Consider the following 22,201-nt stretch of genomic DNA (forward strand, 5'->3'; position numbering starts at 1 on the left):
AAGGAGCCCTCTTGTCCCTGGACAGCCCCACCCGCGCGACCACCGGCCACGCCGGTCGGGTCGCCGACTTCGCCGCCGGGCTCGACGCCACGGACATCCCCGACGAGGTCCTCGAGCGGGCGCGGTACCTCGTCCTCGACGCGGTCGGGCTGGCCTTCGCGTCCACGGCCTACCGCTTCCCGGGGGTGGCGCGCGAGGCGCTGGCGACGTTCGGCGGGGGCGAGCACCCGGTGCTCGGCATGCCCGACCGGCTCTCGCCGCGCGACGCCGCGGTGCTGAACGGCGTGCTCGTGCACGGCATGGACTTCGACGACACCCACATCCCCGCGGTCACCCACGTCTCCGCCGCCGCGCTGCCCGCGGCGATCTCGGCGGCGACCGTCGCCGGGGCCAGCACCCGTGACCTGCTGGCCGCCTACGTGCTCGGCGTCGAGGTGTCCGCGCGCGTCGGGCTCGGCGGGGCCGGCGGGTTCCACGACGTCGGCTTCCACCCGACCGCCGTCGCGGGCGCGTTCGGCGCCGCGGTGGCGGCCGGCAAGCTCTCCGGGCTCGACGCCGCCGGGATCGCGGCGGCGCAGGGCGTCGTCGGGTCGATGTCGGCGGGGCTGCTGGAGTTCCTCGAGGACGGCTCCTGGACCAAGCGGCTGCACCCCGGCTGGGCGGCGATGTCGGGGCTCACCGCGGCGGCGTTCGCGAAGGCGGGCTGGACCGGGCCGGCCGCGGTCTACGAGGGACGCTTCGGGCTCTACAACACCCACCTCGCCGGCCGCCCGAACCGTCCGGAGGCGGTGTCCGAGGGGCTCGGCACGCAGTGGGAGCTGATGCGCACGGCGGTCAAGCCCTATCCGATCTGCCACTTCAACCACGCGTTCGCCGACGCGGCGCTGCTCCTGCGCGCCGAGCACGGCATCGCGCCCGGCGACGTCCGCGCGATCCGCTGCGCCATCCACCCGGTGCCCGGCAAGGTCGTGTGCCAGCCCGCGGAGAACAAGTGGGCGCCGCGCGACGAGTACGACGCCAAGTTCAGCCTGCCGTTCGTGGTGTCCGCGGCCCTGTCCCGCGGGCGGTTCACGCTGGCCGAGCTGGAGGACGACGCCCTCGGCGACCCGGAGATCCTCGCGCTGGCCCGCCGCGTCGAGGTCACCGACGACGACGAGGGCCTGTTCCCCGACGCCTACTCCGGGCGTGTGGAGATCGAGCTCGCCGACGGCCGCGTCGTCGCCCACCGCGAGCAGGTCAACCGCGGCCACGACCGGCGCCCGCTGACCAACGCGGAGATCGCCGAGAAGTTCGGCGAGACGATCGGACGCGTGGCCGACGCGGGCGTCGCCGAGCGCGTGCGCGACGCCGTGCTCTCCCTGGGCGACGACCGCCCGGCCGCCGAGTTCGCGGAGGCCTGTCGTGGCTGACGCGCGGCGGGTCCGGGCCGGGGTCTTCCTCACCCACCAGCAGCCGCCCGGCCGCGACCCGCTCGTCGCCCTCGACGAGCAGCTCGGCCTGGTGCGCACGGCGCGCGACGCGGGGCTCGACTCCGTCTTCGCCGGGCAGCACCACCTCGCCGAGTCGATGGCGCACATCCAGCCGCTGCCGTGGCTCGCGCGCCTCGCCGCCGAAGCGGGCGACATGACCGTCGGCACCGGCATCCACCTGCTCGCCCTGCACAACCCCGTCGACACCGCCGAGGCGTACGCGGGTCTCGACGTCGTCGCCGGCGGGCGCTCGGTCCTCGGGGTGGGGCTGGGCTACCGGCAGGTCGAGTACGACGCGTTCGGCGTCCCGCCCGGGGACAAGGTCCGGCGGTTCACCGAGAACCTGCGGATCGTCGAGGCGCTGTGGCGCGGCGAGGCCGTCTCGGCCGACCTGCCGTGGTGCCGCCTCGACGGCGTCCGCGCCACCTTCCGGCCCGCCGCCGACCCGCGCCCCCCGATCTGGATGGCGGCCAACTCCGACGGCGCGGTCCGGCGCGCGGCCCGCCTCGCCGACACGTGGATGATCAATCCGCACGCCACCCGGGCCACGATCGCCCGGCAGCTGGAGCTCTTCCACGCCGAGCGGGAGGCCGCCGGCCGCGGTCCCCTGGGCGAGCTCCCGCTGATCCGCGAGGTGTTCTGCGCCCCCACCCGGGAGCAGGCCCTCGAGCTCGCCATGCCGTACCTGGCGCGCAAGTACGAGGTCTACGCCGATTGGGGCCAGGACCGTGTCATGCCCGGAACCGAGTCGTTCCGGGTCGGTTACGACGACCTCGCCCACGACCGGTTCGTGGTGGGGTCTCCGGAGGACTGCGCCGCCGCACTCCTCCCGTGGCGCGACGAGCTCGGCGTCGACCACTTCGTGTTCCGCACCGACTGGGCCGGCATGCCGGTCGAGGCGGCGCGGACCTCCCTCGACCTCCTCGCCCGCGAGGTGGTCCCGGCGCTGCGCGCGCCCCTCCCCGTCTCCTGACCCCGCAGGAAGGTGGTCCCGAAGTGGACTTCGGCGTCTTCATCCCGATCGGCAACAACGGCTGGCTCATCTCCGAGAACTCCCCGCAGTACATGCCGACGTGGGAGCTCAACAAGAACGTGGTGCAGGAGGCGGAGCGGCAGGGCTTCGCGTTCGCGCTGTCGATGATCAAGCTGCGCGGGTTCGGCGGGAAGACCGAGTTCTGGGACCACAACCTCGAGTCGTTCACGCTGATGGCGGGCCTCGCGGCGGTCACCGAGCGGATCAAGCTCTACGCCTCGACCGCCGTGCTCACGCTGCCGCCCGCCCTCGTCGCGCGCATGGCCTCCACGATCGACCAGATCGCCCCCGGGCGCTTCGGCGTCAACATCGTCTCGGGATGGGCGAAGGGCGAGTACGAGCAGATGGGCCTGTGGCCCGGTGACGAGTACTTCGGCTACCGCTACGACTACTCCACGGAGTACGTGAAGGTCCTGCGCGACCTGTGGGAGACCGGGCGCTGCGACCTCGACGGGAAGTACTTCCAGATGGACGACTGCGTGCTCTCGCCGCGGCCGTCGGGCAAGGTCGACATCGTCTGTGCCGGGCAGTCGGAGCGCGGGATGCGGTTCTGCGCCGAGTACGGCGACTACAACTTCATCCTCTCGCCCGGCGTCAACGACCCCGAGGTCTACCGCCAGCCCACCGAGCGGCTCGCGTCGTTCGCCAAGGAGACCGGCCGCGACGTGAAGTCGCTGCCGCTGTTCATGGCGATCATGGCGGACACCGACGAGGAGGCCCAGGCGAAGTGGCGCTCCTACAACGAGGGCGCCGACGCCGGCGCGCTCGGCTACATGAGCGACGAGGGCAGCGCCGACAAGACCGCCGACGGCGGGGGCACCGCGCGGACGATCAACCTCCCCGAGGGCGCGGTCAACTTCAACATGGCCACCCTGGTGGGCTCGTACGAGACGGTCGCGCGGCAGATCGACGAGGTCGCCAAGATGCCCGGCGTGCAGGGGATGATGTTCACCTTCGACGACTTCGAGAAGGGCGTGCACGACTTCGGCACCAAGGTGAAGCCCCTGCTCGGCTGAGCTCCCGGTGACGGACCCCGTGCCCCTCGCGGGGTCCGTCACCGGCACCCCGACGGCCCGGGCGCTCAGGCCGGGCCGAGGACCCGGTCGAGGTGCTCGTTGGCGAACAGGCCCTCGGGGTCGACGCCGCGGCGCACGCGGCGGAACTCGTCGAAGCGCGGGTAGCGCGACGCGAGGGCGGCGGCGTCGAGGTGGTGCTCCTTGCCCCAGTGCGGGCGCCCGCCGGCCGCGGCGGCGATCGCGCCGAACGCCGCGAAGTACTCCGCGCGGGGCGCGCCGACGTACTGGTGGATCGCGACGTAGGCGGTGTCGCGGCCGTGGGCGGTGGAGAGCCAGACGTCGTCGGCGGCGGCGACGCGGACCTCGACGGGGAAGAGCACGGGGTGGGCGAGGCGCGGGACCAGCGCGCGCAGCTCGTCGAGCACCTCGGGCAGCCGGGGCCGGGGGACCGCCCACTCCGACTCGACGAACCGCACCCGGCGCTTGGTGGTGAACACGCGGTGCGAGCGGTCGCCGTACTCGCGCGCCGACAGCACCCCGGAGGCGAGGCGGCCCAGCGGGACCGCGGTGCGGGGCAGCGCGCGCCCGACGCGGCACAGGGTGCCGAAGGCGGCGTTCTCGACGACGTCGTACTCGACGAACCGGCGCAGCGGGTGCAGGGGCGCGGGCGCGTCGGCCACGGGCACCCGGTGGTTGCGCTTCACCAGCGCCTGCGCGCCGTAGGGGAACCAGTAGAACTCGACGTGGTCGGCCTCGTCGAAGAGCCCGTCGAGGCGCCCGAGCACGTCCTCGAGCGGCTCTGGGCGCTCGCTCGCCCGCAGCGCGAACGCGGGCACGCACCGCAGCGTCACGTGGGTGACGACCCCGAGCGCGCCGAGCCCGATCCGGGCCGCCTCGAACAGGTCCTCGCCCGCCGAGCAGTGCACGGGCGTCCCGTCGGCGAGCACGAGGTCGAGGGCGACGATCTGCGTCGCCAGCCCGCCGAGCCGGGCGCCGGTGCCGTGCGTGCCCGTCGCGACGGCCCCCGAGATCGTCTGGACGTCGATGTCGCCGAGGTTCTCCAGCGCGAGGCCGTGCGCGTCGAGCGCGGCGTTGAGCGCCCGCAGCGTCGTGCCCGAGCGGACGCGGACCCGGCCGGTCGTGGTGTCGAGGGACTCGATCCCGGTCCATCGGCGCAGGTCCACCGCGTGCCCGTCGGTGGCGGCCAGCGGCGTGAACGAGTGGCCGCTGCCGCGCGGTCGCAGCCGCGACCCCCGCGCGGCGCGGACGGCGGCGACGACGTCGTCGATCGAGCGCGGGAGGTGCACGCGCGCCGGCGTCGCGGTGACCGTGCCCGCCCAGTTGCGCCAGGAGCCCCCGCGACCCATGGTCCGCACCGTAGCCTCCGCACGTGATCGACCGTCCTGTGATCGACCGCGCCGTGATCGACCGGTGGGATCGCGCGACCGCCGACCTCGACCCACCCTTCGCGATCGTCGACCTCGACGCGTTCGACGCCAACCTCGACGACCTGCTGGCGCGCGCCGGCGGGCTCCCGATCCGGCTCGCCACGAAGTCGATCCGGTGCCGCGCCCTCGTCGAGCGGGCGGGCCTGCGCCGGCTGATGTGCTACGCGCTGCGCGAGGCGCTCTGGCACGCCGAGCAGGGCACGGGCGACGACCTCCTCGTCGGCTACCCCTCGGTCGACCGGGCCGCCCTGCGCGCCCTCGCCGCCGACGACGAGGCGCGGGCCCGGGTGACGCTGATGGTCGACGCGGTCGGGCACCTCGACCTGGTCGACGACGCGCTCGGCGCCCGGCACCCCGAGCTGCGCGTGTGCCTCGACCTCGACGCCGCGTGGCGCCCGCTGCCCGGGGTGCACGTCGGCGCCCGCCGCTCGCCCGTGCGCACGCCGCGCGCGGCGGCCCGCCTCGCACGGGAGATCGCCGCGCGCCCGGGCTTCCGCCTGGTCGGGCTGATGGCTTATGAGGGACAGATCGCCGGGGTGCCCGACGCGACCGGCGCCCGGCCCCGCGACGCCGCCGTGCGCTGGATGCAGGCGCGCTCGGCGCGCGAGCTGGCCGGACGCCGGGGCGCGGTGGTGCGCGCGGTCCGCGAGGTCGCGGGGGACGGGGCCCTGGAGTTCGTCAACGGCGGTGGCAGCGGCAGCGTCGAGACCACGCGGGCGGACCCGTCGGTCACCGAGATCGCCGCCGGCTCCGCCCTCATCGGCTCCACGCTCTTCGACGGCTACACCCGCATGCACCCGCGGCCCGCGGTCGCCTACGCGCTGCCGGTGGTGCGCCGCCCGGACGGCCGCCACGCCACCCTGGCCGGCGGCGGCTGGGTGGCCTCGGGCCCGGCGGCGGCGTCACGCCTGCCGTCCCCGGTCGGCGATCTCGCGCTGACCGGCACCGAGGGCGCCGGCGAGGTACAGACGCCTCTCCGGGGTCGCGATCTCCCGGCGCTCGGCGAGCGGGTGTGGATGCGCCACGCCAAGGCCGGCGAGCTGGCCGAGCACGTCACCGAGTACCACCTCGTGCGCGGCGGGGAGATCGTGCGGACGGTGCCGACCTACCGCGGCGAGGGCCAGGCCTTCGGCTAGGGACCGGTCACCCGGCGCACCACCAGCTCCGGGGTGTCGGCGGGGTCGTGCGCGGGGTGGTCGGGGAAGTCGAACACCGCGATCATCAGCTGCATCGGGTAGGCGGGCGCCTGGTGGCAGGTCCGGATCGGGGTGCCGTCGACCAGGAAGTCGACGCGGCCGGGTTGCCGGTGCACGGCGTAGCGGTGCGGGACGGTGACGTCGAGCTCGCGGGGCTCGGCGACGAAGTCCTCGACGAGCGCCGGGTCGCGGAACGCCTTGATCCCGGCGCCGACGGCGGCGCGGTCGCCCACCAGGGTGTCCCCGAAGACCTCCACCAGGCAGATCTCCCCGCAGCGCTCCGGGGCGTCCTCCAGGCCGATGAGCCACGCCGAGAACATCGCCGAGGGTCCGAGACGGGCGCGGCACTCCACCTCGACCAGGCCGTTCCCGGGCGTGAAGCCCAGCACGGTCGGCTGCCCCTCGCGCACGCGCTGGCCCGCGCGGAACGGCTGCTGGCCGTCGGTGCTGCCCACCGGGCCGGAGCGGTTGGCCGACTGCACCGCCGAGACGCGCAGGGGCGGCTCGTGGTCGCCGGCGCACCACAGGGGCTGCTCGGGCGGGATCGTCAGGTGCAGGCCCTCGCCGTCCACCGACCACGTCGCGGCCGCCTCGGCGCGCGAGCTCCAGGCCGGGAGGTAGGCGGGCGTCCAGACCGCCGGGTCGAGCCCGCGCTCGAAGCGCTCGTCGAACACGTCAGCGCTGCTCAGCGCTGCTCAGCGCTGTTCCTCGGGCCCGCCCGGCACCCAGAGGACGTCGCCGCCGGGGTTGGCGACACGGCCGAGGATGAACAGCAGGTCCGAGAGCCGGTTGAGGTAGTGCGCCGGCAGCTTGCTGGTGCGCTCCGGGTCGGCGGCGATCACCGCCCAGGTGCTGCGCTCGGCGCGGCGGGTGACCGTGCGCGCGACGTTGAGGTACGCCGCCGCCGGCGTGCCGCCGGGCAGGATGAACGAGTTCAGCTTGGGCAGGTCCTCGTTGAACTCGTCGCACCAGCCCTCGAGCCGCTCGATCTGGCGCTCGGTGACGCGCAGCGGCGGGTACTCCGGGTTCTCGACGATCGGCGTGGCCAGGTCGGCGCCGACGTCGAAGAGGTCGTTCTGGATCTGCCGCAGCGGCGCCACGACGGCCTCCGGCGGCTCGCCCACCGAGAGCGCGACGCCGATCGCGGCGTTGGCCTCCTCGGAGTCGGCGTAGGCCGACAGCCGCGGGTCGGTCTTGGGCACGCGCGAGAAGTCCGAGAGACCGGTGGTCCCGTCGTCGCCGGTGCGCGTGTAGATCCGGGTCAGGTGAACGGCCACGGCGCCAGTCTAGGGACGCCGCGGCCGTCCACCGGTGTCATCGCTGGAGCGCCTGCGCGAACAGCGGCGCGGCCCGGTCGAGCGCGGCCGCGGTGCCGGGCACCGAGCCGGAGGAGAACGCGTCGCTCGTGGTCTTGTCGTCGAGGACGACGAGGTGGCCGGCCGTGGCGGCGGGGCTGCGCGAGAGCACCGGGTCGGCGCGGATCGCGTCGGCGCTCGCGTTGATCGGGAACACGACCGTGAGGTCGGAGGACAGCAGGCCGACCTGCTCGCCCGAGAGCGACACGTAGAACGAGCCGGCCGCCTGGGGCGCGAGCGCCTCGATCTGCGGCGGGGTGCGGAACCCGAGCCCGTTCATCACGTCGACGCGCGCGTCCCCCGGGACGTAGGCGCCCCACTGGCCGCCGTAGAAGGCGCCGACGCCGGCGGCCCTGCCTGCGAACGACGGGTTGGCGGCGGTGGTGGCGCGGAACTTCTCCTCGAGCGCGGCGATCTGCTGGGCACCGACGTCCGGCTTGCCCAGCGCGCGGGACACCATGTCCATCTGCTGGCGCCAGGTCGTGCCGTACGCCGCGGCGAGCCCCGGCGGCGGGCCGACCGTCGGCGCGATGCGCGAGAGGGTGTCGTAGCGCTGCCGGTCGCCCGAGGAGCGCGTGTCGAGGATGAGGTCGGGGCGCAGGGCCGCGACGGCCTCGTAGTCGAGCTGCGTGGTGCCCAGGATCGTCGGCGGGGTCTGGTACGGCGGCGACCAGGGGCCGACGCCGGTGCCGCCGAAGCCCAGCCAGTCGGACGCGCCGACGGGCTGCACGCCGAGCACGAGCGCGGTCTCGGCGTCCGACCAGCCGAGCGCCACGATGCGCTGCGGCGGCTCCGGGATCGTCACGGGGCCGAACTGCGTCTCGATCGTCGCCGGGTACTGCGCGCCGACGGCGGAGCCCGCCGGGGCGCCACCCCCGCCGCTGCCACCCCCGCCGCAGGCCGCGAGGAGGAGCAGGGCGGCGGCGCTCACCGCGAGGACGAGGCGCCGAAGAGGGCCGGGCACGCGAACTCCTGACGTCGGGAACGGGACAGGGCGGACATACCAGACCCCTGAGGCTAGGCAACCCTAACGGTTAGGCTGCGCGGCGGGATCGTCCGTGATCCGGGAGAGGGGTGAGCGCGCGTGGTGATCGACGCGCCCGGGCAGGCGCCGCCCGCGTCGCGGCCGGGGACGTCGCCCGGCGCGGCCGGGATCGCGACGCGCGCGCTCGGGCTGCTCGCCCTCCTCGGGATCGCGGTGCTCGTCCTGCTCGTCAGCATCGGGATCGGCTCGCGCGACATCGGGCTCGCCCAGTCGTGGGCGCTGCTGTGGGGCGGCGGTGGCGTCGGCGGGGACCTCGGCACCGAGGCCGCCATCGTCCGCGACCTGCGGGTGCCGCGGGGCCTGCTCGCCCTCGCGGTGGGCGCCGCGCTCGGGCTCGCGGGCGCGGTGATGCAGGGCCTGTCGCGCAACCCGCTCGCCGACCCGGGCCTGCTCGGGGTCAACGCCGGCGCCTCGGCCGCGGTCGTCGTGGCCATCGGCGTCTTCGGGATCGGCACCGTCACCGGCTACGTCTGGTTCGGGCTGGCCGGCGCGGCCGTGGCGATGTTCGTGGTGCACGCACTCGGCGCCACCGGGCGCGCCTCGGGGACCCCGGACCGGCTCGTGCTCGCCGGCGCCGCGGTGACCGCCGTGCTGATCGCCCTGGTCAACGCCGCGCTGGTGCTCACCCCGCGGACCTTCGACTCCTTCCGGTTCTGGAACCTCGGCTCGCTGTCCGGGCGGGGGATCGACGTGCTGGTGACGATCGGCCCGTTCCTCGCCGTCGGCGTCGTCGCCGCCCTCGCGATGGCCCGCGCGCTCGACACGCTCGCGCTCGGCGACCGCGCGGGCCAGGCGCTGGGGCTGGACGTCGAGCGCACCCGGGTGGCCGCCGGCGCCGTCGTCACCGTCCTCGCGGGCGCCGCGACGGCCGCGGTCGGGCCGATCGCCTTCCTCGGCCTCGCCGTCCCGCACGTGGTGCGCGGCATCGTCGGGCCCACGCACCGCTGGCTGCTGCCCTACACCGCCGTGCTGGGGGCGATCGTGCTGCTCGTCGCCGACGTCGTCGGTCGCGTCCTCGTCCCGCCCGGCGAGATCCAGGTGGGCGTCACGACGGCCGTGCTCGGGGCGCCCGTCTTCGTGGCCCTGTGCCGCCGGCGCCGGCTGGTGGGCGTGTGAGCGCGGGGAGGGTGGGTGGCGGCACGGGATCGACGCTCGTCACCGGCCGGCTCCTGCGCCTGCCCGGCGGCCGGGTGTCGCTGCGCGTCGGCCCGCGCTCGGTGCTGGTCGGCGCGATCGCCGCGGCGGTGGTCGTCGCCGGCGCGCTCGTGTCGCTGACCACGGGCGCGTTCCCGCTGACGCTGCCGGAGGTCGGCGAGACGCTGGTCGGGCAGGGCAGCCGGGCGACCGAGTTCGTGGTGCTCGACCAGCGCCTGCCGCGGCTGGTGCTCGCGATCCTCGTGGGCGCGGCGCTCGCGGTCAGCGGCGCGGTGCTGCAGAGCCTCTCGCGCAACCCGCTGGGCAGCCCCGACGTCATCGGCTTCACCACCGGCGCGTCGACCGGCGCGCTCGTGGCCATCGTCGCGCTCGGGGCGGGCACGCTGGGCACCTCGCTGGGCGCGCTCGTCGGCGGCCTGCTCACCGCGCTGCTCGTCGTGGCGCTCTCGGCGGGGCGCGGCACGCAGGGCCTGCGCATGGTGCTCATCGGGATCGGCATCGGCGCGGCGCTGCTCGCGGTGAACAGCTGGCTGATCACGACCGCCGTGCTGCAGACCGCCGTCGAGGCGCAGACCTGGCTGCTCGGCGACCTCGGCAACCGCGGCTGGCCCCAGATCCTCGCCCTCGCCGCCGCGGTCGCCGTGCTGCTGCCCCTGCCGTTCGGGATGGCGCGGCGGCTCGCGCTGATCGAGCTCGGCGACCGGCCCGCCGGCGCGCTGGGCGTCGACGTCGGGCGCACCCGCACGATCCTGCTGCTCGGCGCCGTGGCCCTGGCCGCCGCGGCGACCGCCGCCGCCGGGCCGATCCCGTTCCTCGCGCTCGCCGCACCCCAGATCGCGCGCAGCCTCACCCGCGCGGCGACGCCGGTGCTGGTGCCCAGCGCGCTGGTCGGGGCCGCGCTGCTCGTCGTCAGCGACCTCGCGGTCACCCGGCTGTTCTCGCCCGTCCCGCTGCCCGTCGGCGTCGCCACCGGCCTCATCGGCGGGCTCTACCTCGTCGCGCTGCTCGTGCGCCTGTGGCGGGGGAGCACCACGTGAACCGATCACCTTCGGCAGGAGCCCCATGACCCGCCTGCTCGCCCGCGACGTCACGCTGGGCTACGAGGGCCGCACGGTGGCCCGCGACCTCTCCGTGGAGATCCCGGACGACTCGTTCACGGCGATCGTGGGGCCGAACGCCTGCGGCAAGTCGACGCTGCTCGCGGCGCTGGCGCGGGTGCTCGCGCCGCAGGCCGGCGCGGTGCTGCTGGACGGGCAGGAGATCGCGAGCTACCGGTCGAAGGAGGTGGCGCGCCGCCTGGGCCTGCTGCCCCAGACCGCCACGGCGCCCGGCGGCATCACCGTCGGCGACCTCGTCGCCCGCGGCCGCTACCCCCACCAGCAGCTGCTCAAGCAGTGGTCGGACGCCGACGAGGTGGCCGTCGCGGAGGCCATGGCGCTCACGAACGTCGCCGACCTCGCCCCGCGGCTGGTCGACGAGCTCTCCGGCGGCCAGCGCCAGCGGGTGTGGCTCGCGATGGCGCTGGCCCAGGAGACGCCGATCCTGCTGCTCGACGAGCCGACGACCTACCTCGACATCTCCCACCAGATCGACGTGCTCGAGCTCTGCGCGCGCCTGCACGCCGAGCACGGCCGCACGCTGGTCGCCGTGCTGCACGACCTCAACCAGGCCGCCCGCTACGCCTCGCACCTCGTCGCGCTGCGCCGGGGCGGGGTCGTCGCCGCGACCGGGGCGCCGCAGGACGTGCTCACCGAGGAGCTCGTCACCGACGTCTACGGCCTGGCCTGCCGCGTCCTGCCCGACCCGGAGACCGGCACGCCCATGGTCGTGCCGCGCCGACCCGGGTGGATGGCGGGCCCCCTGATGGTCGATGGCGGCAGCGTCGAGGGTGCTGGCGACGGCCGCTCCGTGGCGGGCGGGTAGCGTTCCCGCGCGATGAACGAGCACTTCGTGGTGCACGGCTCGGGACCTCTGTCCGGGGCGGTCGACGTCGTCGGCGCCAAGAACAGCGTGCTCAAGCTGATGGCGGCCGCCCTGCTGGCCGAGGGCCGGACGGTCATCACCAACTGTCCGGAGATCCTTGACGTCCCCCTCATGGCCGACGTGCTGCGCAGCCTGGGGTGCGCGGTGGCCGTCGCGGGCGACACGGTCACCATCGACGTCCCGGCCGAGCTGACCCCGGAGGCGGACTACCGCTCGGTGTCGCGGCTGCGGGCCTCGGTGTGCGTGCTGGGGCCGCTGGTGGCGCGCTGCCGGCGCGCGGTGGTGCCGCTGCCCGGCGGCGACGCGATCGGCTCGCGCCCGCTCGACATGCACCAGGCGGGCCTGCGCCTGCTCGGCGCGTCGAGCGAGATCTCGCACGGCTGCGTGGTCGCGGGCGCCGAGACCCTGCGCGGGGCCCAGATCTGGCTCGACTTCCCCAGCGTCGGGGCCACCGAGAACATCCTCATGGCCGCCGTGTTCGCCGACGGCACCACGGTCATCGACAACGCCGCGCGCGAGCCGGAGATCGTCGACCTCGTCACGATGCTCCAGCAGATGGGCGCCAAGATCGAGGGCGGCGGCACGTCGACCCTGACCGTCCACGGCGGCGGGCCGCTGACGCCGACGACGCACCGGGTGATCGGCGACCGGATCGTCGGCGCCACCTGGGGCTTCGCCGCGGCGATGGCCGGCGGCGACGTCACCGTGCGCGGCGTCGACCCCCACCACCTCGACCTGGTGCTCGACCGGCTGGGCCAGGCCGGCGCGCAGGTCTCCACGCTCGACGGCGGCTTCCGGGTCGTCATGGACGGCCGGCCGCGCTCGGTCGACTGGGTGACGCTGCCCTACCCGGGCTTCGCCACCGACCTGCAGCCCATGGCGATCGCGCTCTCGGCGATCTCCGAGGGCACCTCGATGATCACCGAGAACGTCTTCGAGGGGCGCTTCCGGTTCGTCGAGGAGATGGTGCGGCTCGGGGCCGACGCGCGCACCGACGGCCACCACGCCGTGGTCCGCGGGGTGCGACGGCTCTCGTCGGCGCCGGTGTGGGCCTCGGACATCCGCGCCGGGGCGGGCCTGGTGCTCGCCGGGCTGTGCGCCGACGGCGAGACCGAGGTCTGGGACGTCGCGCACATCGACCGCGGCTACCCGCTGTTCGTCGAGAACCTCGCCGCCCTCGGCGGCGGCATCCACCGCATCGTCGCCCCGCCCCAGCGCTGAGTCCTGTGTGAGCACTTTCCGGCCCTGGAGGGCCGGAAGGTGCTCACACGGCGGTGGTGCGGAAGCGCACGCGGAACGGGCTGATGACGCCGGGCAGGTGCGCGGGGTCGAGCCGGCGCGGGTGCGCCAGCGCGTGCTCGTGGTGCTCGAGCAGGGTCGCCAGGAACGTGCTGGTGGCCAGCAGCACGAGGTTCTGGCCGGGGCAGACGCCCGGGCCCTCGCTGAACGGCACCAGCGGCCAGGTCGTGCGCGCGTCGCCCACGGGGCCGTCGCCGAGCCAGAGCCCGGGCGCGAACCGGTCCGCGACGCCGAGGGTGTCGCCGTCGCGGTGGAAGAACGGGGCGTAGACCGCGACCGCCGTCCCGGCGGGCAGACACGCCCCGCCCCACTCGGTGTCGCGGGTGGTCTCGCGCAGGATCATCGGCGTGGTCGGCCACAGCCGCACCGACTCGAGCACCGCCGCGCGCAGTCGCCGCAGCTCCTGCGGGGCGTCGAGGTCGGCGCCGGTCAGGTCGGCCCGCACCCGCGCCCGCTCCGCGGGGTCGACGGCGAGCAGCGCGAGGGCCCGGATCGCGGCCATGCCCGCCGGGTCGAAGGCGAAGAGCCACTGCGGGATCTGGTCGACGGGGTCCACCTCGGCGTCGCCGCCGGCGGTGGCGGCGAGCAGACCGGCGAGGCTGCCGTCCTCCGCGCGCTCGAGGTGGGCGGCGAGCCGGCGGCGCAGGCGGTCGCGGCGGGTGCGGTCGCGGGGCAGGAGGTACGACCAGTTCGCCCGGGACCGCAGCGCGTCGAGGTCGCCCTGCAGCGCCTCGTCGTCGGCGGCGGCGTCACCGAGCACCACCCGGCGCACCGTGCGGCGCCAGCCCGCCGAGAACGTCGGCCAGTCCAGCCGCCCCGACGACCCGGCCCGCCGCGCCACCGCGCGCGCCTCCTCGCGCACCGTGGCCACGAGCGACGGGGCCAGGCGGTGCACCGGGTGCGGGGTGTCGAGCACGCGCTCGTTGACCTCACGCCGCCGCGCCCGCGCCGCGCCGTGCGAGGCGAGCACGCCGTGCGGCTGGAACTGGCCCAGCGCTCCCCGCTTCTCGCGGTTGGCCAGCGCGAACGGGTCCGGGGATCCGGCGAGTACCGCGTGCACGTCGTCCGGCCCCAGCACCAGCGCGACGCGCCGTCCGGGGATCGCGAGGCGCACCGGCCCGTTGCCGTGGCGCCGGTGCAGGCCCTGGACCGTGGCGACGGCCCGGCCGTCGAGGTCGAGGCGCTCGGCGAGGGCCACGACGCGCGGGCGGCGGGCGATGACGCCCTGCGCGAGGGTCGGCGCCACCACCCCCAGCGCCACCCGGAGGGTGTCGGCGAGGCCGAGGCGCGGCACGAGCTCCGTCGCGACCGGGCCGACCGGGGCGTCGGAGTGCGGAGTGAACGGCACGGGGGACCTCCGGGGACGGGCGGCACGAGGCGGCTGAGGAGGTCAACCGTTCGTGTCGTACCCGTCGGTGAGGTGCTCCTACGCGCGTCGGGTCCGGCGCGTCAGGTGCCGCGCAGCACCACGCGGGCGTCGTCGGCGTCGCCCGGGAAGGCGAGCAGCCGCCAGCCCTCGACGCCGTGGCTGAGCGTCACGCGCACCTTCTCGCGGGCGAGCTTCGCCACGAGCAGGTCGGCGGCCTCGCGCGTGGGGACGACGGCGACGGTCTCGAGCAGGCCGAGGTCGCCGGTCTCGTCGGGCAGCGCGCCCTGGGGTCCGCGGCCGAAGGTCCAGCGCAGCACCCCGGCGAGCAGGATGATCAGGGCGATCGCCAGCAGGATCTCCCCGATCGACCCGACCATGGCGTGTCTCCCTCGTCCGCGCTCCGTCTCCATCCTGACCGATCCTGTGGGCCACGGCATCCTGCGTGCGATTCCGTGACGGAGACCCGTCGGTAACATCAGCGGGTCATCGCCAGGTGACGAAGCGCAGCGCGGAGGTACCCGACGTGCCCTATCCCAGTGACGACGCCCGCGACCGGCCCTGGGTCATGCGAACCTACGCCGGCCACTCGTCGGCACGCGCGTCGAACGAGCTCTACCGGCGCAACCTGGAGAAGGGCCAGACCGGCCTCTCGGTGGCCTTCGACCTGCCCACGCAGACCGGCTACGACCCCGACCACGAGCTCGCGAAGGGCGAGGTCGGCAAGGTCGGCGTGCCGGTGTCGCACATCGGCGACATGCGGGCGCTCTTCGACGGCATCCCGCTCAACGACGCCAACACGTCGATGACGATCAACGCGACGGCGATGTACATGCTGGCGCTCTACGTCACCGTCGCCGACGAGCACGGGGCCGACCGCGAGAAGCTCGCGGGCACCACGCAGAACGACATCGTCAAGGAGTACCTGTCCCGCGGGACGTACGCCTTCCCGCCGGCGCCGAGCGTCCGGCTGATCACCGACATGATCGCGTGGACGTACCTCAACGTCCCGAAGTGGAACCCCATCAACATCTGCAGCTACCACCTGCAGGAGGCCGGGGCGACGCCGACGCAGGAGGTCGCCTACACGCTCTCGACGGCGATCGCGGTGCTCGACGCGGTGCGCGACTCGGGCCAGGTGCCGCCGGAGAAGTTCGGCCAGGTCGTCGGGCGCATCTCGTTCTTCGTCAACGCCGGGCTGCACTTCATCGAGGAGATCGCGAAGCTCCGCGCGTTCTCGCAGCTCTGGGACGAGCTCTGCCGCGAGCGCTACGGCGTCACCGACGAGAAGATGCGCCGCTTCCGCTACGGCGTGCAGGTCAACTCGCTGGGGCTCACGGAGGCCCAGCCGGAGAACAACGTCCAGCGCATCGTGCTCGAGATGCTCGCGGTGACGCTGTCGCGCGACGCCCGCGCCCGCGCGGTGCAGCTGCCGGCCTGGAACGAGGCGCTCGGCCTGCCGCGCCCGTGGGACCAGCAGTGGGCGCTGCGGATGCAGCAGGTGCTGGCCTACGAGACCGACCTGCTCGACCACGACGACGTCTTCGCCGGGTCGCACGTCATGGAGGCCAAGACCGCGGCGATCGTCGAGGGCGCCCGCGCGGAGATGGCCAAGGTCGCCGACATGGGCGGCGCCGTGCCCGCGGTCGACTCCGGCTACATGAAGTCGCAGCTCGTGTCGTCGCTCGCGGCGCGCCGCCAGCGGATGGAGTCGGGCGAGGACGTCGTGGTCGGCGTCAACAGGTTCACCTCCACCGAGCCCAGCCCGTTGCAGGCCGAGGGCGCCGAGGCGATCTTCACGGTGGAGAAGTCGGTCGAGCAGGAGGCCGCCCGCGCTGTGCAGGAGTGGCGCTCCTCGCGCGACCAGGAGGCCGCCGACGCCGCTCTCGACCACCTGCGAACGGCCGCGGGGACCGACGAGAACCTCATGGAGGCCACCCTCGAGTGCGCCCGTGCCGGCGTGACGACCGGCGAGTGGGCGGGCGCGCTGCGCGACGTCTTCGGCTCATACCGGGCCCCGACCGGCGTCTCCGCGGCGACCTCGGGCGCCGGCGAGGCCCCGGAGGAGCTCGCCGCGGTGCGCGACCGCGTGCGGCGCACGGCCGAGGAGATGGGCACGGCGTCGCTGCGCATGCTGGTCGGCAAGCCGGGCCTCGACGGGCACTCCAACGGCGCCGAGCAGATCGCCGTGCGCGCCCGCGACGCCGGCTTCGAGGTCATCTATCAGGGCATCCGCCTGACGCCGGCCGAGATCGTCGCGGCCGCCGTGCAGGAGGGCGTGCACGTCGTGGGCCTGTCGGTGCTGTCCGGCTCGCACCTCGAGGTCGTGCCCGCGGTGCTCGACGGGCTGGCCCGCGCGGGTGCCGACGACATCCCGGTGGTCGTCGGCGGGATCATCCCGCCCGCCGACGCCGAGCAGCTCCAGCGCCTCGGTGTCCAGCGCATCGTCACGCCGAAGACCTACTCGCTGACCGGGATCATGGGCGAGTTCGTCGACGTCGTCCGCGAGGCCAACGGTCTCGACTCGCCGGCGCCGGCACCCGTCGCGGGGGCCTGATCAGCCGGGGACCTTGTCGAGGAAGCCGTGGACGGTGCGCAGCCGCCCGTCCTGCGCGATCTCGGCGACGTCGAACCCGACGACGACGGGCTCGGCCCCCGCGGGCCCGAGGTGCCAGGTGAAGCGGACGACGTCGTGGTGGGCGTCGAGCACGTCGCCGCGCGAGAACGTCAGGCCCGCGAACTGCTCCTGTGCGCCCGCGATCAGCGCGTCGACGCCGTCGTGGCCGGAGACGTCGGCCAGCGGGTCGACGTAGCGCGCGTCGGGCGTGAACGCGGCGGCGACCGCGTCGCGGCGCGCCGCGGGGTCGGTCGTGTTCCAGGCGGCGAGGTAACGGTCGACGGTGTTCATGGGGTCCTCCTTCGTCGTGGCTGACGGGGAGAACCCTGACCGCCGCCCGGTAGCCGGGTCGATGACCTCGCAGGTCATGGACGATCACCGCCCGCGGGCCCGACGCTGTCCGTCATGACCCCGGACGAGCTCGTCGCCGCCATGCCCTTCGCCGCCGGCCTCCGCATCCACCTCGAGACCGCGGGTCCCGACGAGACCGTCGCCGTGCTGCCCTGGTCCGACGCGCACACCACCGTCGGCGGGCTGCTGCACGGCGGCGCGCTGATGGCCCTCGCCGACACCGCGGGCGCCGTCTGCGCGTTCCTGGGCCTGCCGCCCGGGGCGCGGACCGCCACCACGCAGTCGGGGACGCACCTGCTGCGCGCGGTGTCGGGCTCCGCGGTCCGCGCGACGGCGCGCCCGGTGCACGCCGGGCGCACCCAGATCGTCGTGCAGACCGACCTCACCGACGACCGCGGCCGCCTCGTCGCGCGGACGACGCAGACGCAGGCGGTCATCCCGGCGTGATCACTCCTGCGTGATCTCGTCCTCCTCGTCGTCCTTCGCCGCGCCCCGCTTCTTCAGGAACGAGAAGCCCGGGATGCCGTCGATCGCGCGGCGCAGGTCCTTGGTGACGTCGAGCAGCTCGTGGAGGTCCGGTCCGACGCGGTCGAGGGTCGCGAGGATCGGCATGATGTCGGTGACCATGTGCTCGGTGAACTGCGGGAGCTCGTCCACCAGCTTGATCGCCGCGTCGACCTCCTCCTGGCTGAGCTCGTCGACGAACTTGCCGGCCAGCGGGGCGGCGCGCTCGAGCATCGGACGGTAGGTGTCGAGCAGCTCCTGGGCCGAGCGGCTCGTCGCGCCGGCACCGTCGACGATCCCCCGGGCGCCCTCGGTGATCTCCCGGGCGCTGCCGACGACGCCCTCGGCGCCGCTGGTGATGGAGCGGGCGGAGTCGACGACCTCGGATGCGCCGGACGTGATCTGCCGGGCCGAGCCGACGACCTCGTCCGCGCCGCTGGTGATGCGCCGCGCCGAGTCGACGACCTCGCTCGCGCCGCCGGTGATGCCGCGCGCCGACGCCACGACCTCGTCGGCGCCCTCGGTGATCTTCCGCGCGCTGCCGACGACCTCCTCGGCGCCGCCGGTGATGCGCCGGGCGCTGCCGACGACCTCCTCGGCGCCGCTGGTGATCGAGCGTGCCGAGCCGACGACCTCGTTCGCGCCCTCGGTGATCCGCCGGGTCTCGCCGAGGACGCCGTCGACCCGCTCCATGACGCCGTCAACACGGACGACGATGGTGTCCGCGCGGTCGACCAGGCCGTCGACGCGCTCGGCGAGCTGCCCGAGCACGCCGACCAGGCGCGTCACCTCGTCCAGGAGCCCCTCCACCCGCCCGGGCAGACGCGCGCCGACGTCGACGACCTCGCCGACCCAGCCGACGACCGAGCGGCTCGTGCCGAGCACCTCGCCCGGGGTGGGTACCGACAGCGGCCCGAGCCGCACCAACGCCATGCCTCCACTCTGCCCGCGCACGGGCGGGTCCACGCGCGGCCGAGCGGCGGCTACGACGACCGGAGCAGCAGCAGGGCGTAGGCGGCGAGGCTCTGCGCGTCGGTGATCTCGCCGGCGCGCGCGCGGGCCTCGAACTCGGTGCGCGTCACCCAGGCCGAGCGCATGTCGGCCTCGGTGGCCTCGCGCTCGGGGCGGCCCTCGGTGAGGTCGGTGGCGAGGAAGGCCCGGCCGCGCTGCGAGGACACGCCGGGGGCGACGTCGAGCAGGCCGAGGTAGGTCCAGGTGGCCGCGCGCAGACCGGTCTCCTCGCGCAGCTCGCGGGCGGCGAGCTCCTGGGCGGGCATCTCGGCGCGGTCGGGCGCGGTGCCCTGCGGGAACTCCCAGCGCCGCAGGCCCAGCGGGTAGCGGTACTGCTCGACCATCGCCAGGCGGTCCCCGTCGAGCGCCAGGACCAGCGCGTAGTCGGGCTTGTCGACCACGCCGTACAGGCCCTCGGAACCGTCGGCGCGGCGGAACGTGTCCTCCCGCAGCGTCATCCAGGGATTGGCGTAGACGTCGCGGCTGCTCGTCGTCACGGGCTGCTCCACACCCCGGGATGATCCACGTCGGCCGTCTCCTAGTCTCTGGGCCGTGCGTCTCGTCATCGCCCGGTGCACGGTCGACTACGCCGGCCGCCTGACCGCGCACCTGCCGAGTGCCCTGCGGCTGCTGCTGGTCAAGGCGGACGGGTCGGTGAGCGTGCACGCCGACGACCGGGCCTACAAGCCGCTGAACTGGATGAGCCCGCCGTGCTGGCTCACCGAGGCCCCGGGCGTCTGGACGGTGCGCAACAAGGCCGACGAGACGCTGACGATCACCCTCGAGGAGATCCAGCACGACTCCAGCCACGAGCTGGGCGTCGACCCGGGCCTGGTCAAGGACGGCGTGGAGGCCCACCTGCAGGAGCTGCTCGCCGCGCACGTCACGACGCTGGGGGAGGGCTGGTCGCTGGTGCGCCGCGAGTACCCGACGGCGATCGGCCCGGTCGACCTGCTCTGCCGCGACGACGCCGGGCGCTCCGTCGCGGTCGAGATCAAGCGGCGCGGGGAGATCGACGGCGTCGAGCAGCTGACCCGCTACCTGGAGCTGCTCAACCGGGATCCGCTGCTGACGCCGGTGGCCGGGGTGTTCGCGGCGCAGCAGATCAAGCCGCAGGCCCGCACGCTCGCCACCGACCGCGGCATCCGCTGCGTGACGCTCGACTACGACGCCCTGCGCGGTGCCGAGGTCGACGAGTTCCGCCTGTTCTGATGCCCTGGCCGTCCTGATGGTCCGGCTGTCCTGATGCTCCGGCGTCTGCGGCGCGCGGTCGGCCGGCGCCTCGGTCGCGTGCGCGAGCACCTGCCGGCCGAGGTCGACGGCGAGTGCGTGTTCTGCCGCATCGTCGACGGGCGTGGCGAGGCGAGCGTCGTCGCGGTGTCCGACGGGGCGGTCGCGTTCCTCGACCTGCAACCGGTCACCCCGGGCCACGTGCTCGTCGTGCCCCGGGCGCACGCGGCGCACCTCGCGGACACCACCGACGCCGACGGCGCCGCGGTGTGGGCGCTGGCGCGGCGCGTGGCCGCGGGGCTGCGCGCCGCCGGGCTCGCCGACGGCGTGAACCTCCTGCTCGCCGACGGCGCGGTCGCCTGGCAGACGGTGTGGCACGTGCACCTGCACGTCATCCCCCGCCGGCGCGGCGACGGACTGCGCCTGCTCGGCGCGTGGACGCGCCCGGGGCGGGCGAGCCTCGACGCGACCGCGGACCGCATCCGCGCCGCCGTGCCCTGAATCGAGCGCGTGGCGATACGGACGTTCAGCGTCAGCGACGCCACGCCGCTGACACGAACGAACAGTCGCGCCTGACCGCTACTGGTGCGTAGATTCGGCGTATGACGAGCACCCGCGACGCGGGGACGGTGCCCGCCTCCTCTGCGCAGACCACTTTCGACTCCCTCGACCCCCGCTCCGGCGAGGTCATCGCGTCCTACCCGCGGCACACGCCCGAGCAGGTCGAGGCGACGGTCGCGCGGGCGCGGCGGGCGTCGCGGTGGTGGACCGACCTCGGGTTCAGCGGGCGGTCGCACAAGCTCGCGGCCTGGCGCCAGCTGATCGACCGGCGCCGCGAGGAGCTCGCCGCCGTCGTCAGCCGCGAGACCGGCAAGCCGCTCGACGACGCGCGCATCGAGGGCATCCTCGCCCTCGACCACCTGCACTGGGCCGCCACGCACGCCGAGAAGGTGCTCGGGCCGCGCAACGCCGCCGCCGGCCTGCTGATGATCAACCACAAGGCCACCGTCGAGTACCCGGCGCTCGGGGTCGTCGGGGTGCTCGGGCCGTGGAACTACCCGGTGTTCACGCCGATGGGCTCGATCGCCTACGCGCTCGCCGCCGGCAACACCGTCGTGTTCAAGCCCAGCGAGCTGACCCCGGGCGTCGGGCGCTGGCTCGTCGACACCTTCGTCGAGGCGGTCGGCGAGGACGCCGTGTTCCAGCTCGTCACCGGCGAGGGCGAGACCGGCGCCGCCCTGTGCCGCGCGGGCGTCGACAAGGTCGCGTTCACCGGCTCGACGGCCACCGCCAAGAAGGTCATGGCCACCTGCGCGGAGAGGCTGACCCCGGTGCTCGTCGAGTGCGGCGGCAAGGACGCCCTGCTCGTCGACGCCGACGCCGACCTCGACGACGCCGCCGCGGCCGTGGTCTGGGGCGCGATGTCGAACGCCGGGCAGACCTGCGTCGGCGTCGAGCGCGTCTACGTCGTGGACTCCGTCGCCGAGGACCTGCTCGACCGGGTCGCCCGCCGCGCCGCCACCATCCGGCCCGGCGGAGCGCCCGACTCCGCGTACGGGCCGATCACCATGCCCTCCCAGCTCGGCGTCATCTCCGGGCAGATCGACGACGCGCTCACCCGCGGCGCCCGCGCCGTGGTCGGCGGCCGCGAGTCGGTGCGCGCGCCCTACGTCGACCCCGTGGTGCTCGCCGACGTCCCCGAGGACTCCAGCGCCGTCACCGACGAGACGTTCGGCCCGACGGTCGTCGTCAACCGGGTGCGCGACATCGACGAGGCCGTCGAGCGCGCCAACGCCTCGCGCTACGGCCTCGGTGCCGCGGTGTTCGCCCGCAAGCGCGGCCACGAGGTCGCCCGCCGGCTGCGCGCGGGCATGGTGTCGGTCAACGGCGTCATCGCCTTCGCCGGCATCCCGTCGCTGCCCTTCGGCGGCGTCGGCGACTCCGGCTTCGGGCGCATCCACGGCGTCGACGGCCTGCGCGAGTTCACCCGCCCCCTCGCGATCTCCGAGCGCCGCTTCCGCAGCGTCAACGTCATGACGTTCGACCGCCCCGGCTGGGTGGTGAAGGTCCTCGCGGGCCTCGTGAGCGTCCTCTACGGCCGGCGTCGCTGAGTCACTCGATCA

General features: G+C 74.9%; 22 protein-coding genes. 13 read left to right on the top strand and 9 right to left on the bottom strand.

Features of this window, described 5'->3' with window-relative positions:
• The first annotated feature begins 11 nt into the window (after window positions 1–11).
• Genes ACFPK1_RS29995 through rutA form a run of 3 tightly spaced genes read left to right on the top strand, consistent with a single transcriptional unit; the run spans window position 12 to window position 3,518 of the window.
• On the top strand, window positions 12–1,409 hold the full coding sequence (locus ACFPK1_RS29995; protein ID WP_378024606.1) for an MmgE/PrpD family protein: 1,398 nt from the start codon (window positions 12–14) through the stop codon (window positions 1,407–1,409).
• Window positions 1,402–2,442, top strand: coding sequence for an LLM class flavin-dependent oxidoreductase (locus tag ACFPK1_RS30000; protein WP_378024607.1), 1,041 nt, complete (start codon window positions 1,402–1,404; stop codon window positions 2,440–2,442). Before ACFPK1_RS29995 ends, ACFPK1_RS30000 begins: the two co-directional genes overlap by 8 nt.
• Before the next feature lie 23 nt (window positions 2,443–2,465).
• Window positions 2,466–3,518 carry a pyrimidine utilization protein A gene (rutA, locus tag ACFPK1_RS30005; protein ID WP_378024608.1) on the top strand — a complete coding sequence of 351 codons (1,053 nt, stop codon included), beginning with the start codon at window positions 2,466–2,468 and terminating at the stop codon, window positions 3,516–3,518.
• A 65-nt stretch (window positions 3,519–3,583) separates the two neighbouring features.
• Here rutA and ACFPK1_RS30010 read toward each other — a convergent pair whose 3' ends face one another.
• Window positions 3,584–4,885 carry a D-arabinono-1,4-lactone oxidase gene (locus ACFPK1_RS30010; RefSeq protein WP_378024609.1) on the bottom strand — a complete coding sequence of 434 codons (1,302 nt, stop codon included), beginning with the start codon at window positions 4,883–4,885 and terminating at the stop codon, window positions 3,584–3,586.
• A gap of 23 nt (window positions 4,886–4,908) precedes the next feature.
• Here ACFPK1_RS30010 and ACFPK1_RS30015 point away from each other — a divergent pair, with 23 nt between their 5' ends.
• A complete protein-coding gene (locus ACFPK1_RS30015) occupies window positions 4,909–6,102 on the top strand; it encodes an alanine racemase (protein ID WP_378024610.1) in 1,194 nt (397 codons plus the stop codon).
• On the opposite strand, the gene ACFPK1_RS30020 is transcribed toward ACFPK1_RS30015, so the two are convergent.
• The 3 genes from ACFPK1_RS30020 to ACFPK1_RS30030 are packed head-to-tail and all read right to left on the bottom strand — an operon-like array spanning window position 6,099 to window position 8,481.
• Window positions 6,099–6,836 carry a glycoside hydrolase family 16 protein gene (locus ACFPK1_RS30020; RefSeq protein WP_378024611.1) on the bottom strand — a complete coding sequence of 246 codons (738 nt, stop codon included), beginning with the start codon at window positions 6,834–6,836 and terminating at the stop codon, window positions 6,099–6,101. The two genes, ACFPK1_RS30015 and ACFPK1_RS30020, sit on opposite strands and share 4 nt — an antisense overlap.
• A gap of 21 nt (window positions 6,837–6,857) precedes the next feature.
• Window positions 6,858–7,439, bottom strand: a complete 582-nt coding sequence (locus ACFPK1_RS30025; protein WP_378024612.1) for a cob(I)yrinic acid a,c-diamide adenosyltransferase — start codon at window positions 7,437–7,439, stop codon at window positions 6,858–6,860.
• A 37-nt stretch (window positions 7,440–7,476) separates the two neighbouring features.
• Complete coding sequence (locus ACFPK1_RS30030; protein ID WP_378024613.1) at window positions 7,477–8,481, bottom strand: iron-siderophore ABC transporter substrate-binding protein; 1,005 nt, start codon at window positions 8,479–8,481, stop codon at window positions 7,477–7,479.
• A gap of 120 nt (window positions 8,482–8,601) precedes the next feature.
• Between ACFPK1_RS30030 and ACFPK1_RS30035 the strand changes: the two genes are divergently transcribed.
• The 4 genes from ACFPK1_RS30035 to murA are packed head-to-tail and all read left to right on the top strand — an operon-like array spanning window position 8,602 to window position 12,921.
• The gene (locus tag ACFPK1_RS30035) at window positions 8,602–9,678 is read left to right on the top strand and encodes a FecCD family ABC transporter permease (RefSeq protein WP_378024614.1); all 1,077 of its coding nucleotides are present in this window, start codon (window positions 8,602–8,604) and stop codon (window positions 9,676–9,678) included.
• Window positions 9,675–10,754, top strand: coding sequence for a FecCD family ABC transporter permease (locus ACFPK1_RS30040; protein WP_378024615.1), 1,080 nt, complete (start codon window positions 9,675–9,677; stop codon window positions 10,752–10,754). The genes ACFPK1_RS30035 and ACFPK1_RS30040 overlap by 4 nt, the downstream gene beginning before the upstream one ends.
• A gap of 25 nt (window positions 10,755–10,779) precedes the next feature.
• A complete protein-coding gene (locus ACFPK1_RS30045; protein ID WP_378024616.1) occupies window positions 10,780–11,640 on the top strand; it encodes an ABC transporter ATP-binding protein in 861 nt (286 codons plus the stop codon).
• Window positions 11,641–11,652: 12 nt separating this feature from the next.
• Window positions 11,653–12,921 carry a UDP-N-acetylglucosamine 1-carboxyvinyltransferase gene (murA, locus tag ACFPK1_RS30050; protein ID WP_378024617.1) on the top strand — a complete coding sequence of 423 codons (1,269 nt, stop codon included), beginning with the start codon at window positions 11,653–11,655 and terminating at the stop codon, window positions 12,919–12,921.
• 43 nt (window positions 12,922–12,964) lie between these two features.
• Here murA and ACFPK1_RS30055 read toward each other — a convergent pair whose 3' ends face one another.
• The gene (locus tag ACFPK1_RS30055) at window positions 12,965–14,347 is read right to left on the bottom strand and encodes a cytochrome P450 (RefSeq protein WP_378024618.1); all 1,383 of its coding nucleotides are present in this window, start codon (window positions 14,345–14,347) and stop codon (window positions 12,965–12,967) included.
• A 101-nt stretch (window positions 14,348–14,448) separates the two neighbouring features.
• Window positions 14,449–14,745 carry a hypothetical protein gene (locus ACFPK1_RS30060; RefSeq protein WP_378024619.1) on the bottom strand — a complete coding sequence of 99 codons (297 nt, stop codon included), beginning with the start codon at window positions 14,743–14,745 and terminating at the stop codon, window positions 14,449–14,451.
• A gap of 146 nt (window positions 14,746–14,891) precedes the next feature.
• Here ACFPK1_RS30060 and ACFPK1_RS30065 point away from each other — a divergent pair, with 146 nt between their 5' ends.
• Complete coding sequence (locus ACFPK1_RS30065; protein ID WP_378024620.1) at window positions 14,892–16,922, top strand: protein meaA; 2,031 nt, start codon at window positions 14,892–14,894, stop codon at window positions 16,920–16,922.
• Here the strand turns inward: ACFPK1_RS30065 and ACFPK1_RS30070 are convergent, their stop codons facing one another.
• Window positions 16,923–17,273 (bottom strand): nuclear transport factor 2 family protein, encoded by a 351-nt coding sequence (locus tag ACFPK1_RS30070; protein ID WP_378024621.1) that lies wholly within the window; start codon window positions 17,271–17,273, stop codon window positions 16,923–16,925.
• A 114-nt stretch (window positions 17,274–17,387) separates the two neighbouring features.
• Here ACFPK1_RS30070 and ACFPK1_RS30075 point away from each other — a divergent pair, with 114 nt between their 5' ends.
• On the top strand, window positions 17,388–17,780 hold the full coding sequence (locus tag ACFPK1_RS30075) for a PaaI family thioesterase (RefSeq protein WP_378024622.1): 393 nt from the start codon (window positions 17,388–17,390) through the stop codon (window positions 17,778–17,780).
• Here ACFPK1_RS30075 and ACFPK1_RS30080 read toward each other — a convergent pair whose 3' ends face one another.
• Both ACFPK1_RS30080 and ACFPK1_RS30085 read right to left on the bottom strand, forming a co-directional pair.
• The gene (locus ACFPK1_RS30080) at window positions 17,781–18,770 is read right to left on the bottom strand and encodes a methyl-accepting chemotaxis protein (protein WP_378024623.1); all 990 of its coding nucleotides are present in this window, start codon (window positions 18,768–18,770) and stop codon (window positions 17,781–17,783) included.
• Window positions 18,771–18,820: 50 nt separating this feature from the next.
• Window positions 18,821–19,306 carry an NUDIX domain-containing protein gene (locus ACFPK1_RS30085; protein WP_378024643.1) on the bottom strand — a complete coding sequence of 162 codons (486 nt, stop codon included), beginning with the start codon at window positions 19,304–19,306 and terminating at the stop codon, window positions 18,821–18,823.
• A gap of 94 nt (window positions 19,307–19,400) precedes the next feature.
• On the opposite strand from ACFPK1_RS30085, the gene nucS reads away from it, so the two are divergent.
• The 3 genes from nucS to ACFPK1_RS30100 all read left to right on the top strand — a co-directional run bounded on the left by nucS (window position 19,401) and on the right by ACFPK1_RS30100 (window position 22,189).
• Complete coding sequence (gene nucS, locus ACFPK1_RS30090) at window positions 19,401–20,060, top strand: endonuclease NucS (protein ID WP_378024624.1); 660 nt, start codon at window positions 19,401–19,403, stop codon at window positions 20,058–20,060.
• Between the two features lie 33 nt (window positions 20,061–20,093).
• A complete protein-coding gene (locus ACFPK1_RS30095) occupies window positions 20,094–20,579 on the top strand; it encodes an HIT family protein (RefSeq protein ID WP_378024625.1) in 486 nt (161 codons plus the stop codon).
• 101 nt (window positions 20,580–20,680) lie between these two features.
• Window positions 20,681–22,189 carry an aldehyde dehydrogenase family protein gene (locus ACFPK1_RS30100; protein WP_378024626.1) on the top strand — a complete coding sequence of 503 codons (1,509 nt, stop codon included), beginning with the start codon at window positions 20,681–20,683 and terminating at the stop codon, window positions 22,187–22,189.
• Window positions 22,190–22,201: the final 12 nt, after the last annotated feature.

Origin of the sequence: Actinomycetospora rhizophila (assembly GCF_042657905.1) — a bacterium.
Lineage (GTDB): Bacteria > Actinomycetota > Actinomycetes > Mycobacteriales > Pseudonocardiaceae > Actinomycetospora > Actinomycetospora rhizophila.

Coding starts and splice junctions, on each gene's coding strand:
- ACFPK1_RS30010 (WP_378024609.1), bottom strand. CDS start 4,885: ATGGGTCGCGGGGGCTCCTGGCGCAACTGGGCGGGCACGGTCACCGCG.
- ACFPK1_RS30045 (WP_378024616.1), top strand. CDS start 10,780: ATGACCCGCCTGCTCGCCCGCGACGTCACGCTGGGCTACGAGGGCCGC.
- murA (WP_378024617.1), top strand. CDS start 11,653: ATGAACGAGCACTTCGTGGTGCACGGCTCGGGACCTCTGTCCGGGGCG.
- ACFPK1_RS30060 (WP_378024619.1), bottom strand. CDS start 14,745: ATGGTCGGGTCGATCGGGGAGATCCTGCTGGCGATCGCCCTGATCATC.
- ACFPK1_RS30070 (WP_378024621.1), bottom strand. CDS start 17,273: ATGAACACCGTCGACCGTTACCTCGCCGCCTGGAACACGACCGACCCC.
- ACFPK1_RS30075 (WP_378024622.1), top strand. CDS start 17,388: ATGACCCCGGACGAGCTCGTCGCCGCCATGCCCTTCGCCGCCGGCCTC.
- ACFPK1_RS30080 (WP_378024623.1), bottom strand. CDS start 18,770: ATGGCGTTGGTGCGGCTCGGGCCGCTGTCGGTACCCACCCCGGGCGAG.
- ACFPK1_RS30085 (WP_378024643.1), bottom strand. CDS start 19,306: ATGACGCTGCGGGAGGACACGTTCCGCCGCGCCGACGGTTCCGAGGGC.
- ACFPK1_RS30095 (WP_378024625.1), top strand. CDS start 20,094: ATGCTCCGGCGTCTGCGGCGCGCGGTCGGCCGGCGCCTCGGTCGCGTG.
- ACFPK1_RS30100 (WP_378024626.1), top strand. CDS start 20,681: ATGACGAGCACCCGCGACGCGGGGACGGTGCCCGCCTCCTCTGCGCAG.